The following is a 14,131-nucleotide window of genomic DNA, read 5'->3' on the forward strand; positions in this document are numbered from 1 at the left end:
GCGGCGCCCGCCCCTCCCCCCCGAGGTGGGGGGGCCCCGGGAAGAAACCGCCGCCGGGGGGCCCACTCGCGTTTCAGGCATCCCCGCACGCCTGCGGTTCCGTGCCAACGTGCCGCTCAGTCGTGCCAGGCGCCCGCGTCCTCCAGGAACTCCTGCAGCACGCCGAACAGCCCCGCCGACGCGGCCAGCGCCAGCTCGCCCGACGGCGGCTCGCCGGGGCGGCCGCCGGTCAGGGCGCCGGCCTCGCGGGCGATCAGGTCGCCCGCCGCGAGGTCCCAGGGGTTGAGGCCGCGCTCGTAGTAGGCGTCGAGGCGGCCCGCGGCGACGTCGCAGAGGTCGATGGCGGCGGAGCCGGCCCGGCGGATGTCGCGGACCTGCGGGAGCAGGCGCTGGGCGACGTCGGCCTGGTGGGCGCGGCGGTTCTGGAGGTAGCCGAAGCCGGTGGCCACGAGGGCCTGGTCGAGCTCCGGCGAGGGGCGGGTGGCGAGCCGGCGGTCGCCGAGCCAGGCGCCGCCGCCGAGGACCGCGCGGAAGGTCTCGCCGCGCATCGGGACCTCCACGACGCCGACGACGGTCTCGCCGTCCCGCTCGGCGGCGATGGAGACGGACCAGGTCGGCAGCCCGTAGAGGTAGTTCACGGTGCCGTCGAGCGGGTCGATGACCCAGCGCACCCCGCTGGTGCCGGGGGTGGCCGCGCCCTCCTCGCCGAGGAACCCGTCGTGCGGGCGGTGCTCGGCGAGGAAGCCGGTGATCAGCTTCTCGGCGGCGATGTCCATCTCGGTGACCACGTCGATGGCGCTCGACTTGGTCTTGGCCACCGCCAGGTCGTCGGGCCGCCCGTCGCGCAGCAGGGCGCCGGCGTGGCGCCCGGCCGCCAGGGCCAGGTCGAGGAGTTCCTGCAGCAGGGGATCGGTCACGAAAACGGTCTCCTTGTGCGTGCGGATCAGGGGTGCGAGCGGGTCGGGTCAGGCGTACGGGCTGTCGGCGCCTGCTGCGGCCGGGCGCTCGGCGCGGGCGGGGCAGCAGCCGATCGGGCAGAGGTCGTGGGACGGCCCGAGCGCGCCCAGGGCGCAGCGCTCGACCCGCTGTCCGCGCTCGCCGGCGGCGCGCTCCAGGACGAGCTCGCGCACGGCCGCGGCGAACCGCGGATCGGCCCCGACGGTGGCCGAGCGCCGCGCGGGGAGCCCGAGCTCGGCGGCCTTGGCGGTGGCCTCGGTGTCGAGGTCGTACAGGACCTCCATGTGGTCCGAGACGAAGCCGATCGGCACCATGACGACGGCGGGGGCCCCGGCGCCGTGCAGTTCCTCCAGGTGGTCGCAGATGTCGGGCTCCAGCCACGGGATGTGCGGGGCGCCACTGCGGGACTGGTAGACGAGCCGCCAGGGGTGTTCGACGCCGGTCTCCTCGCGGACCGCGTCGGCGATCAGCCGGGCGACGTCGAGGTGCTGCTTCACATAGGCGCCGCCCCCGCCGTGGTCGGCGACGGGGCCGGAGCTGTCGGCGGCGGATTCGGGGATGGAGTGCGTGGTGAAGGCCAGGTGGGCCCCGTCCCGCACGGACTCGTCGAGTTCGGCGAGGGAGGCGAGGACGCCCTCGACCATGGGCCGGACGAAGCCGGGGTGGTTGAAGTAGTGCCGCAGCTTGTCGACGCGCGGCAGCGGCAGCCCCTCCGCCTCCAGCTCGGCGAGGGAGTCGGCCAGGTTCTCCCGGTACTGCCGGCAGCCGGAGTAGGAGGCGTACGCGCTGGTGGCGAGGACGGCGATGTGGCGCCGGCCGTCGGTGACCATCTCGCGCAGGGTGTCGGTGAGGTACGGCGCCCAGTTCCGGTTGCCCCAGTAGACCGGCAGGTCGAGGCCGGCCCCGGCGAAGTCGGCGCGCAGCGCGTCGAGCAGGGCGCGGTTCTGGTCGTTGATGGGGCTGACGCCGCCGAAGAGGAAGTAGTGCTGCCCCACTTCCTTCAGCCGTTCCTTGGGGATGCCGCGGCCGCGGGTCACGTTCTCCAGGAACGGGACCACGTCGTCGGGGCCCTCGGGGCCGCCGAAGGAGAGCAGCAGCAGGGCGTCGTACGGGGCGGGATCGAGCTCATCGGACATGGCACCGATCCTCCCACCCGGGTCCGACAGCCGGGGTCTCGGCCCGACCTGAAAAGTCGAGTGACCAAATCAGTTCAACACCGTAGGCTTTAGCTATTAATTACACGAGCCACGGAAGCCCGGAGATCCCCTTGTCCAGTCCCTATCGCGCGATCTTCGCCGCGCCCGGCACCCGGGCCTTCTCGGTCGCGGGCTTCCTCGGGCGGATGCCGCTGTCCATGATGGGCATCGGCATCGTCACGATGATCTCGCAGGTCACCGGGCGGTACGGGCTGGCCGGCGCGCTCTCCGCGACCCTCGCCATGTCCGCCGCCGCGCTCGGCCCGCAGATCTCGCGCCTGGTCGACCGGCACGGTCAGCGGCGGGTGCTGCGCCCGGCGACCCTGATCTCGCTCCTGGCGGCCGCGGGACTGCTCCTGTGCGTGCGGTTCGGGGCGCCGGACTGGACGCTGTTCGTGTTCACCGCCTTCGTCGGCTGCGTGCCGAGCCTCGGCGCGATGACCCGCGCCCGCTGGGCGAACATCTACCGGGGCGAGGCCCGGCAGCTGCACACCGCGTACTCGTGGGAGTCGATCGTCGACGAGGTGTGCTTCATCTTCGGCCCGATCGTCTCCATCGGCCTGTCGACCGTGTGGTTCCCGGAGGCCGGTCCGCTGCTCGCCGGGGTCTTCCTCGCCATCGGCGTCTTCTGGCTGACCGCGCAGCGCGCCACCGAGCCGGCCCCGCACCCGCGCGAGGGGCACTCCGGCGGCTCCGCGCTGCGCTCCCCCGGCCTGCAGATCCTGACCCTGGCCTTCGTGGCCACCGGCGCCGTCTTCGGCTCGGTCGACGTGGTGACCGTCGCCTTCGCCCAGGAGCAGGGCCACAAGGCCGCGGCGAGTCTGGTCCTGGCCGTGTACGCGCTCGGCTCCTGCGTCGCCGGCGCCGTCTTCGGGCTGCTCCACCTCAAGGGCGAACCGTCGCGGCGCTGGCTCGTGGGGGTGTGCGCGATGGCCGTGAGTATGATCCCCCTCCTACTGGCCGGGAACCTGCCGTTGCTGGCCGTGGCGCTCTTTGTCGCGGGCCTGTCCATCGCGCCGACGATGGTGACCACGATGGCCCTCGTCGAAGCGCACGTACCGCCGACCAAGCTGACCGAGGGCATGACCTGGACGGGTACCGGGCTCGCGATCGGTGTGGCGCTCGGCTCCTCGGCCGCCGGCTGGGTGGTCGACGCGACCGGGGCGGAGTCGGCGTACGTGGTGCCCGTGCTCTCGGGCGCGGTCGCGGTCGCGGTGGCGCTCCTGGGCTTCCGCCGGCTGGGCAGGCCGGCGCCGACGCGGGAGGGGCAGCGTGAGCAGGACGAGCACACAGGGGTCGCGGGGGCAGAGGCCGGGGAGCTCCGTGACGACGGGCAGCCCGTGGCGTAACTGGGCGGGGAACGTCACCGCCCGCCCCGTGCGGGAGGTCAGCCCGGCCTCCGCCGAGGAGGTCGCCGACGCGGTGCGCAGGGCCGCCGAGGACGGCCTCGCGGTGAAGACGGTCGGCACCGGCCACTCCTTCACCTCGATCGCCGCCACCGACGGTGTGCTCATCCGGCCCGGGCTGCTCACCGGCATCCGTCGGATCGACCGCGAGGCGATGACCGTGACCGTGGAGTCCGGCACGCCGCTCAAGCGGCTGAACGTGGCGCTGGCCCGCGAGGGCCTGTCGCTCACCAACATGGGCGACATCATGGAGCAGACGGTGGCCGGCGCCACCTCCACGGGCACCCACGGCACCGGCCGCGACTCGGCGTCCATCGCCGCCCAGATCCGCGCGCTCGAACTGGTCACCGCCGACGGGCGCCTGATGACCTGCTCGAAGACCGGGACCGAAGAGGAACGCGCGGTCTTCGCCGCCGCCCGGATCGGCCTGGGCGCGCTCGGCGTGGTCACGGCGATCACCTTCGCCGTGGAGCCGCTCTTCCTGCTCACCGCGCGCGAGGAGCCGATGTCCTTCGACCGGGTGACCTCGGAGTTCGACGCGCTGCACGCGGAGAACGAGCACTTCGAGTTCTACTGGTTCCCGCACACCGACAACTGCAACACCAAGCGCAACAACCGCAGTCAGGGCCCCGCCGCCCCGGTCGGAAGGCTCGGCGGCTGGTTCGAGGACGAGTTCCTCTCCAACGGCGTCTTCCAGGTCGCCTGCGCGCTGGGCCGCGCGGTGCCGCCGGTCGTCCCGACGGTGGCCAGGATCTCCAGCCGGGCGCTCTCGGCCCGTACGTACACGGACATCCCGTACAAGGTCTTCACCTCGCCGCGCCGGGTGCGCTTCCTGGAGATGGAGTACGCGCTGCCACGGGCGGCGGCGGTCCCGGCGCTGCGCGAGCTCAAGGCGATGATCGAGCGCTCGCCGCTGAAGGTGAGCTTCCCGGTCGAGGTGCGTACGGCGCCCGCGGACGACATCGCCCTGTCGACGGCCTCGGACCGGGAGACCGCGTACATCGCGGTGCACCTCTACAAGGGCACGCCCCACCGCGGCTACTTCACCGCTGTCGAGCGGATCATGACCGAGCACGGCGGCCGGCCGCACTGGGGCAAGGTGCACACCAGGGAGGCGGCCCACTTCGAGAAGCTCTACCCGCGCTTCGCCGAGTTCAGGGCGCTGCGGGACCGGCTGGACCCGGAGCGGCGCTTCGGGAACGCCTATCTGCGGCGGGTGCTGGGCGACTGACGCTCATTCGGCCGCGGGCGTCTCGGTGCCGGCCGGCGGGGTGACCGGAGGCGCGGTCGTGGCCTGCCCGGTGGGTTCGGCAGTGGAGTCGGTGGTGGGGTCGGTGGTGGGGTCCTCGGTCCCGGTGGATCCGGAGGGCGTGGGTGTCGGGGTCCCGGAGGGGTCGGGGGTGGCCGTGCCGGTGCCGGTCCCGCCGCCGCCGGGAGTGGCGTCCGGGGTCGGCGTCGCCGCGCCGCCGCCCCGCCGGCCGTCCGGTGTCCGTACCGGCGGCTCGTCCTTCCCGGACCCGCCGCCCCGCACCGCCGAGCCGAAGGTCGTGCTGCCCTTGGTGCCGCTGAGGTCCTGACCCGAGGTCAGCTCGTACGCGGTGATGCCGCCCATCGCGAGCAGGAAGACCGCGGCGGCTGCGAGGGCGGGGCGCTTCCAGCCGCGCATCCGCGTGCCGTGCGTGGTGGGCTCGCCGAACTCGCCGATCTCGGGGGCCCGCTTCGGCTGCCTCGCCGGGGCGGTGGCGCGCATCTGCTCGCCGGTGCGCCTGAAGAAGTGCTGGAGGACAGGGCCGCCGCAGGTGGCGATGACGCTGATCACACCGGCGCCGAGGATGGTGCCGTAGACACCGAGGCTGGAGGCGAGCTTGGCGGCCACGACGGCGGCGACGGCGCTGCCCGCGACTTGAGGAACGCTCAGGTCGAACCGTTTCTTCACCTCTGTGCCGCGGTCCGTGCCGCTGTCCGTGCCGTCGTCCGGCGTGTGGCGCATCTCCAGCCCCTGCTTGTTCATCAGTTCCACCGTGCACCCAGAAGGGACATATGGGCGAAGGGATTAGTTCCGTTTCCGGTGGTTCTGTGAAGAGCGACACTCGGCATGCCGGAGCCTGCAGACTCAACTCCCGCGCACCCCGAGAAGTTGGGCGGCGCGCCTGTCCACCCACATGGCCCGAATGGAGTACTGTGGCGAGCCCTGGGTCCGGATTCCCTCATGGGTGTCCGCACGGCGACCCGCGACTCAGCGTGACGGCCCGTCACTCTGTGTCGTGAACTGGTAACCGTGCCATAACGGCGGTTCAGGGTCCAGGCCCGACACGCCGGGCAACTCGGCAGGGTTGTGGCAGGCTGCACCCGGGCAGGCCACACTCGACTAGCGGAAGCAGCGACGCACGTGACGTCGGCAGGCACCACCCGGGAGGTTCCCATGCCCGAACTGCGTGTCGTGGCCGTCTCGAACGACGGCACACGACTGGTGCTGAAGGCTGCGGACAGCACGGAGTACACGCTTCCGATCGACGAGCGGCTGCGTGCCGCGGTGCGCAACGACCGCGCGCGGCTCGGCCAGATCGAGATCGAGGTCGAGAGCCACCTCCGCCCCCGTGACATCCAGGCCCGGATACGTGCCGGTGCCTCCGCTGAGGAGGTCGCGCAGCTCGCCGGCATCCCCGTCGACCGGGTGCGCCGCTTCGAGGGCCCGGTGCTCGCGGAGCGCGCGTTCATGGCGGAGCGCGCCCGCAAGACCCCCGTGCGCCGGCCCGGCGAGAACACCGGACCGCAGCTCGGCGAGGCGGTGCAGGAGCGACTGCTGCTGCGCGGCGCCGAGAAGGACACCGTGCAGTGGGACTCCTGGCGCCGGGACGACGGAACCTGGGAGGTGCTGCTCGTCTACCGGGTGGCCGGCGAGGTGCACACGGCGAGCTGGACGTACGACCCGCCGCGACGGCTCGTCCAGGCCGTCGACGACGAGGCGCGCGCCCTGATCGGCGAGACCGACGACACGCTGGCCGCCGTACCGGAGCCGAGCTTCCCCTTCGTCCCGCGGATCGCCCGGCTGCCCCGGGACCGGCCGCTGGACCGCACGCTCGACCGCCAGATCGACCGGACGCCCGCCCCGGCGCCCGAGCCGGAGGAGGAGCGCGACTCGCTCACCAGCCTCCTGGAGGCCGTGCCGAGCTTCCGTGGCGACATGGTCGTCCCGGAACCGTCCGACACCGAACCCTCCGACGAGGTCGAGGCGGCGGAGCCCCCGGCCCCGGCGGCCTCCGCGGGCGCCGGCTCCGCGTACGCGGACGTCCTGATGCCCCGCGCGGTCTCGGGCCACCGCGACCGGCTGCACGGTGCCACCGACCGCCAGGCCGAGGCCGACGGCGTCCGCCCGGGCCGCCGCGCGGCGGTTCCCAGCTGGGACGAGATCGTCTTCGGCACGCGCCGCAAGAAGCAGGAGTGACCCGCACAGGTCTCACAGGTCGTACGGGTCGCACAGGTCGTACGGGATGGGGCCCGCGCCACGCCGGTGGCGCGGGCCCCTCGCGCGTACGGGTCGCCTACCGCGGGTCCGGGCCCTTCGCGACCGGGCGGCCCGGATCGGCGGACCACTCGGACCAGGAGCCCGCGTAGAGGGCCGCGGGGAAGCCGGCGATCTCCAGCGCGAGCACCTCGTGGGCGCCGGAGACGCCGGAGCCGCAGTAGACGGCGACCTCGGGCGCCTCCGCCGCGCCCAGGGCGGTGAAGCGGCCGGTCAGCTCCTCGGCCGACAGGAAGCACCCGTCCGGCCCCACGTTCTCCGTGGTCGGCGCGGAGACCGCGCCCGGGATGTGGCCGCCGACCGGGTCGATGGGCTCGACGTCGCCGCGGTAGCGCTCCGCGGCCCGTGCGTCCAGGAGGAGGCCCGAGCGGGCCAGGGCGGCCGCGCCGTCGGCGTCGAGCAGTCCCAGGGGGCCGGCGTCCGGCTTCGGCCGGAAGTCGCCCGGCGCGGGCGCCGGGGTCTCCTGGGAGAGCTCACCCGTCCAGGCGGCGAGGCCGCCGTCGAGGACCCGCACGTTCGGGTGACCCGTCCAGCGGAGCAGCCACCAGGCGCGGGCCGCTCCCCAGCCGAGGCCGCCGTCGTAGACGACGACCGGAGTGTCGGCGGAGACACCCGCTCGGCGCATCGCCGCGCCGAAGACCTCCAGGTCGGGCAGCGGGTGCCGGCCACCCTTCCCGGGCGGGCCCGCCAGCTCGGTGTCCAGGTCGACGTAGACGGCGCCGGGCAGGTGCCCGGCCGCGTACTCGGGCCCGCCGGGCGGGCCACCGAGGGTCCAGCGGACGTCCAGCAGGACCGGGGGCGTCGCCCCGGCCGACTCGCTCACGAGTTCGGTTGCGGAGATGATGGGCTTCATAGGTGCCATCCTCGCTCAGCGCCCGGGGCGCGAGGGCCGCTTCGGGGTGCGAACATCGGCGGGGCCGTACCGCTGCCGCATGTGTACGGAGGGCCCGTGGCGGGCAGTGACCCGCCACCCGCTGCGGAGCCTCCGTACAGCCCGCCGGCCCCCACCTCGTACGGCCACTGGCGAGGAGAGAGTGACGATGACCGAGGCGACTCGGCGCACCCCCGGCACACCCTGTTGGGTGAGCCTGATGGTGCATGGACTTGACGCGACGCAGGAGTTCTACGCGGCGCTGTTCGGCTGGGAGTTCGTGCCGGGCCCCCAGCAGCTCGGCCCGTACGTGCGCGCGCTGCTCGACGGCAGGGAAGTGGCCGGGATCGGCCAGCTTCCGCCGGACCGGCACCTGCCGATCGCCTGGACGACCTACCTCGCCACCGACGACGCCGACGAGACGGCGGAGACCATCCGCTGCTGCGGCGGCACGGTCGCGGTCGGCCCGCTCGACGCGGGCGAGGCCGGACGCATGGTGATCTGCTCGGACCCGGCCGGCGCCGTCTTCGGCGTCTGGCAGGCCGAGGCCCACCACGGCACGGCGGCCGCCGGACCGCCCGGCACACCGGTCTGGAACGAGCTGCTCACGTACGAGACGGCCCCGGTCGGCAAGTTCTACCGGACGATCTTCGACTACGAGGTGGAACCCGTCGTCTCCGCCGACCTCGACTACCTGACGCTGCACCTCGACGGCCGGCCGGTCGCCTCCCTGCACGGCGTCGGCACGGCGCTGCCCCGGGACCGGGGCGCGCACTGGATGACGTACTTCGAGGTCGAGGACGTGGACGCGTCGGCCCGCCTGGTCGTGGAGCTCGGCGGCCAGGTGGTCCGCCCGCCGCGCGAGGGCACGGCGGGGCGGCTCGCCCTGGTGGCGGACCCGGAGGGCGCGGTCTTCACCCTCGTACGGTCCGCGAGAGAGGGCGACAGCGACGGCGACCAGGACCGCTAGAACCGCACCGGACCGCTAGAACCGCTAGAACCGCACCGGAACGGGAAGCTCCAGCTCCGCGAGGCGCTCCTCGGGGAAGTGGAGCGCGGCCGCCGGTCCGGTGGCGTGCTCCGTGACGTACCGGAGCGTCTCGGCCCGCAGCCCCGGGTGCGCGGTCGGCCGCATGCAGTGGGCGACCGCCCGCAGCAGCGGCGCGAGGGTGTCGGGCGCGGCGCCGGGGACGCGGGGCTCGGCGCCGCTCTCCAGGTCCGGCACGATGTGGTCGACGACGGTGAGCGGGACGCGGTTGCTGTTCTCGTACGGGGTGAGCCGGGCGAGCACGGTGTCGGTGCCGACGCGCGCGACGGGCACGCCGAAGTAGACGGCGGCGGTGAGCATGGCCGTGGAGAAGCAGCCGACGACGAGCCGCGGGCGGCAGCGCTCGTAGAAGGTCTCGGCGAGCAGCGGCCCGTCCAGGACCGTGAGCGTGACGCCGGCCCGGGCGGCCTCCTCGTGCAGCGCCTTCGAGTAGCTGGCCGGGGCGGTCGGATGCGGCTTGAAGACGACCGAGCGGTGGCCGGCCGCGGCGGCGCCGCGCAGCATCCGGACGTGCAGCTCCTCTTCCTCCTCGACGGTGAGGATGCCGAGGACCGCGAGGTACTGGCCCAGCAGCAGCGCGCCGGGCTCGGCGGCGGCCGCCTCGGCGAGCTGCGCGTCGTCGCCCGCGTCCGCCGCGATCTCCCGCAGGACGGCGCGGAAGGCGTCGTCGGGGACGAGCTCCGAGCCGACCCCGTACTCGGTGAGCAGCAGCGGGCGCAGGCCCGGCACCAGGTCGAGGTGGAGGACCCTGCGGACCCGGCAGGCGATCGACTGCGGCAGCTCGTCGCGGGTGGGGCCGTAGCTCATCAGGCCGTCGGCGTAGACGTGCACGGCGCTCTCGGCGAAGACGGCGGCAAGCGCCTTGGCCGGGTTGACCTGGATGGACTCGACGATCACCTCGACGGTGGCGGTGCCGAGGCGCCAGGCGGTCCGGAAGACGCGCTGCCAGAGGGGTGCCTCCTCGGGGCGGGGCGCCCAGGAGCTGGGGTGGTGCGGGTGGACGGCCTCGTTCCAGTCGGCGACCTCGTCGAAGCGGCTCGCGATCCGGTCGTAGCCGGTCATCGAGTCGAGGCGGACGGCGGTCTCGGGGATCTCGGCGTTGTTCGAGACGAGGAGCAGCCGGCGGGCGTGGCCGGGGCCGCCGAACTGTCCGGCGTCGATCGCGGCGGCCGCGGTGGCGGCTCCGTAGAGCGTCGACACCTGGAAGATCTGAACGCGGTCGTGCGCCATGGGTCAGGCGGCCTTTCCGGTGTCGCGCAGGCTCCTGAGCAGGGTGCTGCGGGTGGTGTCCATGGTCGCGAGGGTCTCGTCGAGGACCGGCTGCGGCATCCGGCGCAGCGCGTCGGCGACATCGCGCCGCAGCCGCTTGGCCACGGCCGGCTCGTACTGGTCGGCCTTCGCCATGTGGAAGGCGATCATCGCGCAGTAGGTGCGGACGGCCTTGGGCAGGAAGCGGTCGGCGTCGCGGTCCTGCGAGACCTCGTCGAGCAGCAGGTCGTACGAGGGGATGAAGTCCAGCTGCCGGTTGTCGGTGATCTGGGTGAGCGAGGTGGTGACGCCGCGCCGGTAGAAGACGCCGTGCAGGGAGAGCGCCGCGTAGGTGCGCGCGGTGAGGTGCAGCCGCCAGATCCAGAGCCGGTCCTCGGCGGTGCGCAGCTTCGTCTCGAAGCGCGAGGCGCCGTTCTCGAAGAGCCGGGCGCTGTAGATGCCGAACGGGACGAAGGGATAGTCGACCATCGTCACCATGCTGGCCGGGGCGATGCCGTCCCGGGGGTCCATGACGGTGTCGCGTTCCTTCGCCGGGGCGTAGCGGATCTGGCGGTTCCGGTCGGTCGACAGGACGTGGTCGGTGCGGGCGAAGTCGACGCCCAGGCGGTGGATTCCGTCGACCATCGCGCGCAGGTGGCCGGGGGCGTACCAGTCGTCGCCGTCGAGGAAGGTGAGGTAGTCGCCGGTCGCGGCGTCGATGCCGGTGTTGCGGGCCTGCGCGACGCCGCGGTTGGTCTCGTGGCGGATGACGGTGGCCTGCGGGATGCGGTCCTTCCAGCGGTCGAGGAAGTCCGGTGTGTCGTCCGTGGAATGGTCGTCGACCAGCAGGAACTCGATGTCGGCGCCGTCGGGGTCGGCGTTGTCGGCGAGGCTGCGCAGGGTGTCGGGGGCGTAGGGCCCGACATTGTGGAAGGGCACGATGACGGACAGTTTCGGCACTCGGACATCCCCAACTCGCGTACAGGTACTGGCGGGCAGACTAGACAGCGCTCTTCTCCGTCGAACGAGCCGCGTGTGCACGAGCGGTGAACTCTTGCCGTCCTGCGGGTTCACGGGAGTGGCGGCGCCGGCGCCGGTGGAGCAGCGCGGTGGCGAGCAGCGCCAGGAGGGCGGCCGCGCCGGCCGCGCCGCCGAGCTTGAGGCCCGGCGGCCGGAACGAGCAGGTCACGGAGGTGGCCTTGCCGTCGAGGGGGACGGCGAGCAGGCCGAGGCGGTCCCGCGCGGGCGCCAGGGGCGCGTCGCCGGCCGCGCAGCGCCAGCCGGAGATCCGGGGGACGGCGAGGACGGCGGTGCCGGTGCTGCCCGGGGGCAGGTGAGCGGTGATGGTGTGGCCGGTGGTGCGCACGTCGGTGGCGCCGGTGGCGGTGAGCTGCTCGACGGCGGCGGCGAGGCGGGCGGTGACGAGGCAGCCGACCGGGTGCGCGGGCAGCCTGAGCCGCGGCGTGGCCTTCGGTTCGGGGCGCAGGTCGATGCGCACGGTGCCGGTGGGCGGGGTGGTGCCGAGCGGCTGCATGGGGCCGAGGACGGCGGGCAGCTTGCCGGCGAAGCCGACGGCGGAGCCGTCGCGGAGGGCGCCGGAGCCGTCGTGCAGGGCGCCGGAGCTGTTGCGCAGGGCGGCAGAGCCGTCGCGCAGGGCGCCGGAGCCGTCGCGGGCGGCAGAGCCGTCGTGCAGGGCGCCGGAGCTGTTGCGCAGGGCGGCAGAGCCGTCGCGCAGGGCGCCGGAGCCGGCGCGGGCGGCAGAGCCGTCGCGGAGGACGGCGGTGCCGTCGCGGAGCACGGCGGTGCCGTCGCGGAGGACGGCGGTGCCCTGGTACTCGGGGGCCCACAGCCACACCTGGGAGCCGGCCGGGCACGTGGCGGTGAGGGTGGCGGTGCCGTCGGCGGCGTCCGTACGGCGCGGCGCGGCCGGCACGTCGTACACCCGGTGGCCGAGGAGCTGTTCCTGGCGGGTGAAGGCGGAGTCGGCCGGCTGCTCGTCGCCCTGCGGATGCACCGTGACGAGCGGCGGTACGGGCGTGTCGGCGACGCTGATGGCCGCCTCGGGCAGCCGGTCGAGGGCGAGCGGGGCCGAGGGGGTGGAGCGCATCCGGGTGCCGATGGAGAAGATCGCGTCGGTGACCGGGTTGTCCAGGCTGACCGGATGGCGGCCCTTGGCGTAGTAGCCGAAGCCGAGGTCGGCGAGCGTGCGGGAGTACGTGTCGGCGGTGAGGCTGCTGTAGTAGTCGGCGCCCTCGCCGCCGACGAGCAGCACGTCGTTGCCGCCGGGGACCTCGCCGGGGTCGGTGCGGTGGCGCGGCCAGGCGTCCTTGGCGGCGACCTCGCGGGTCATGTCGGTGTGCCAGGGGCCGACGCGGGGTGCCCAGGAGACCTCGCTCAGCTGCTGTTCCTCGATGCGCTTGCCGGTCACCAGGGTCTCGCCGGCCTGGGCGGCGAGGAGGAGCGCGACGGCGAGGACGGGAAGCAGCCGGCCGCCCCGGCGCCGCCCGAGGCCGGCGAAGAGGGCCGCGAGCACGGCAAGGACGGCGGCCGCGGCGACGGCGGGGTAGGTCCAACGGTCGATGTCGACGCTGTCCTCGGCCGCCCGCGCGACGAAGGCGACCAGCGCGGCGCCGCCGAGCAGCGCGCAGATCCGCGGCAGCCCGCGGGCGACGGAGAGCCAGGCCGCCATCAGCAGCAGCCCGCACAGCACGAAGGTCTGGCGGTAGGGGATGCCGTTGGGCGAGGCCCCGGCGTGCCAGAGGAGATGGGTCGGCTCCCACTGGAGGGAGAGGGCGACCAGGACCGTGGCCACGGTCCAGCCGACGCGGACGCGGACGGCGACCGCGCTGTTGAAGGGCAGTGTGAGGGCGAGGGCGAGCGCGGGCGTGCCGATGAAGAGCGCGGGTGTGGCCACGCTCGCGGTGGCCGGCAGGAAGCGGGCGAGGGCGTCCGTCCAGGCTGCCGGCGCGAACTCGGTCGGCGGGGTCGGGTCGGCGACCTTGGTGGCCAGGAAGACGACGGTGACGAGCGGGGCGGCGAGCCCGATGCCGATGAGGACGGTACGGGCGGCGCGCAGCAGCCCGGTCAGGTGCGGGCGGCTCGGGGCTCCGGGCGTGTTCTCCGCGGTGAGCAGCCGGACGACGAGGACGACGGCGGCGCCGATCGTGGCCATGTACGCGGTGTAGAAGTTGGCGAACCAGGCGAGCGCGACGACCAGCGGCCCGAGGACCGGCCGGCGTCCCTTGCGGGCCCACTCCCCCACCAGGCAGAGCAGCGGGAAGGCGACGAGCCCGTCGAGCCACATCGGCACCGTGGCGCCGTAGTTGAAGGTCCAGCCGGAGAGCGCGTACGCGGTGCCGAGGACGACCGCGACCGGCCAGGGGCCGCGCCTCAGGGTGAGCAGCAGGGCCGCCATCGCGGCGGCCGCGGTGGAGATCTTGGCGGCGGTGACGACGTACAGCGCGAGTTCGGCGCGGTCGGCCGGGAAGAGGACGACGAGCAGGTCGAAGGGGCTGCTCAGGTAGGTGCCGAAGTCGCCGAGGAAGTTGGATCCAAAACCCGATGTCCAGTTCAGGAAGAGATCGCCGTGTGTCTCTCCGAGGAGCAGCTTGCGCCAGTAGGCGTGAAAGGGGAGGTACTGCTGGCCCAGGTCGACGATGTTTCGTGTGTGGGATCCGAACGGGTAGCTCCCCGCGAGCCGTCCGGCGAGACAGAACAGCAGGCCGGTGAGCACGGCCGCCCCGGCCGCCGCCCGCAGCCGCGGCCGGGACGGGGAGGGCTCGGTCTCGGCTGCGGGTGGCACACGTCCTCCAGGCGGTTCTGCTCGGTGATCGGCGTAGAGACGCATTACCGCCGAGCCGTGCGACCCGCGACCGATCGGCA

General features: G+C 73.8%; 11 protein-coding genes. 4 read left to right on the forward strand and 7 right to left on the reverse strand.

Annotated elements, in window-relative coordinates:
- Positions 1-116: 116 nt before the first annotated feature.
- Positions 117-917 (reverse strand): inositol monophosphatase family protein, encoded by an 801-nt coding sequence (locus tag ACWEJX_RS10180; RefSeq protein ID WP_451607059.1) that lies wholly within the window; start codon positions 915-917, stop codon positions 117-119.
- Positions 918-965: 48 nt separating this feature from the next.
- Positions 966-2,093 carry a ferrochelatase gene (locus ACWEJX_RS10185; protein WP_451607060.1) on the reverse strand — a complete coding sequence of 376 codons (1,128 nt, stop codon included), beginning with the start codon at positions 2,091-2,093 and terminating at the stop codon, positions 966-968.
- A 131-nt stretch (positions 2,094-2,224) separates the two neighbouring features.
- On the opposite strand from ACWEJX_RS10185, the gene ACWEJX_RS10190 reads away from it, so the two are divergent.
- Positions 2,225-3,502 carry an MFS transporter gene (locus ACWEJX_RS10190; RefSeq protein WP_451607061.1) on the forward strand — a complete coding sequence of 426 codons (1,278 nt, stop codon included), beginning with the start codon at positions 2,225-2,227 and terminating at the stop codon, positions 3,500-3,502.
- Entirely contained in the window at positions 3,477-4,790 is a 1,314-nt protein-coding gene (locus tag ACWEJX_RS10195) for a D-arabinono-1,4-lactone oxidase (protein ID WP_451607062.1), read from the forward strand. Before ACWEJX_RS10190 ends, ACWEJX_RS10195 begins: the two co-directional genes overlap by 26 nt.
- Before the next feature lie 3 nt (positions 4,791-4,793).
- Here the strand turns inward: ACWEJX_RS10195 and ACWEJX_RS10200 are convergent, their stop codons facing one another.
- Entirely contained in the window at positions 4,794-5,570 is a 777-nt protein-coding gene (locus ACWEJX_RS10200) for a hypothetical protein (protein ID WP_451607063.1), read from the reverse strand.
- 378 nt (positions 5,571-5,948) lie between these two features.
- On the opposite strand from ACWEJX_RS10200, the gene sepH reads away from it, so the two are divergent.
- Entirely contained in the window at positions 5,949-7,004 is a 1,056-nt protein-coding gene (sepH, locus tag ACWEJX_RS10205; RefSeq protein WP_451607064.1) for a septation protein SepH, read from the forward strand.
- A 97-nt stretch (positions 7,005-7,101) separates the two neighbouring features.
- On the opposite strand, the gene ACWEJX_RS10210 is transcribed toward sepH, so the two are convergent.
- Complete coding sequence (locus tag ACWEJX_RS10210) at positions 7,102-7,935, reverse strand: sulfurtransferase (protein WP_451607065.1); 834 nt, start codon at positions 7,933-7,935, stop codon at positions 7,102-7,104.
- A 187-nt stretch (positions 7,936-8,122) separates the two neighbouring features.
- Here ACWEJX_RS10210 and ACWEJX_RS10215 point away from each other — a divergent pair, with 187 nt between their 5' ends.
- Positions 8,123-8,923 (forward strand): VOC family protein, encoded by an 801-nt coding sequence (locus ACWEJX_RS10215; RefSeq protein WP_451607066.1) that lies wholly within the window; start codon positions 8,123-8,125, stop codon positions 8,921-8,923.
- Positions 8,924-8,947: 24 nt separating this feature from the next.
- Here ACWEJX_RS10215 and ACWEJX_RS10220 read toward each other — a convergent pair whose 3' ends face one another.
- Genes ACWEJX_RS10220 through ACWEJX_RS10230 form a run of 3 tightly spaced genes read right to left on the reverse strand, consistent with a single transcriptional unit; the run spans position 8,948 to position 14,051 of the window.
- Entirely contained in the window at positions 8,948-10,231 is a 1,284-nt protein-coding gene (locus ACWEJX_RS10220; RefSeq protein WP_451607067.1) for a polysialyltransferase family glycosyltransferase, read from the reverse strand.
- A 3-nt stretch (positions 10,232-10,234) separates the two neighbouring features.
- Positions 10,235-11,209 (reverse strand): glycosyltransferase family 2 protein, encoded by a 975-nt coding sequence (locus ACWEJX_RS10225; RefSeq protein ID WP_451607068.1) that lies wholly within the window; start codon positions 11,207-11,209, stop codon positions 10,235-10,237.
- 40 nt (positions 11,210-11,249) lie between these two features.
- Positions 11,250-14,051, reverse strand: coding sequence for a YfhO family protein (locus tag ACWEJX_RS10230; protein WP_451607069.1), 2,802 nt, complete (start codon positions 14,049-14,051; stop codon positions 11,250-11,252).
- Positions 14,052-14,131: the final 80 nt, after the last annotated feature.

This window comes from Streptomyces sp. NPDC004788, from assembly GCF_053601115.1.